The organism is Streptomyces rugosispiralis (assembly GCF_024505145.1).
GTDB classification, from domain to species: domain Bacteria; phylum Actinomycetota; class Actinomycetes; order Streptomycetales; family Streptomycetaceae; genus Streptomyces; species Streptomyces rugosispiralis.
In genome coordinates this window covers 1-442 of record NZ_JANIAA010000241.1, presented here as the reverse complement: position 1 = coordinate 442, position 442 = coordinate 1, and the positions used below count along the sequence as shown (strand labels likewise).

The window sequence follows — 442 nt, the reverse complement described above, 5'->3', positions numbered from 1 at the left end:
CGCAGCACGGGCAGTCCATCGCCATCGGCCAACGCGGACAACGTCCCGTCCGGCCCCAGCTCCAGGAACGAACCAACCCCCAGCTCGCGGAGGGTGCTCAACCCATCGGCGAACCGGACCGTCTCCCGCACATGACGCACCCAGTACTCCGGCGAGCACAACTCCTCACCCGCCACCACACCAGAGACGTTCGACACGACGGGCACGCTCGGAGCACGGAACTCCACGCCCTGAAGCACCTCGCCGAACTCGGCCAGCATGCCGTCCATACGAGCCGAATGGAACGCATGACTCACCCGCAACCGCCGCGTCCGCACCCCACCCTTGGCGAACGTCTCCTCGATGGCGCGCACGGCATCCTCATCGCCGGAGATGACCACCGACTCGGGACCATTCACCGCCGCAACCGCCACACCCTCGGTCAGCAACGGCAACACCTCAT

1 protein-coding gene is annotated in these 442 nt (G+C 67.0%); it reads right to left on the bottom strand.

What is annotated here, in order from left to right:
- Positions 1-428: acyltransferase domain-containing protein (locus NP777_RS47255; protein WP_308405433.1), on the bottom strand; the 428-nt coding region annotated here is incomplete at its 3' end.
- Positions 429-442: the final 14 nt, after the last annotated feature.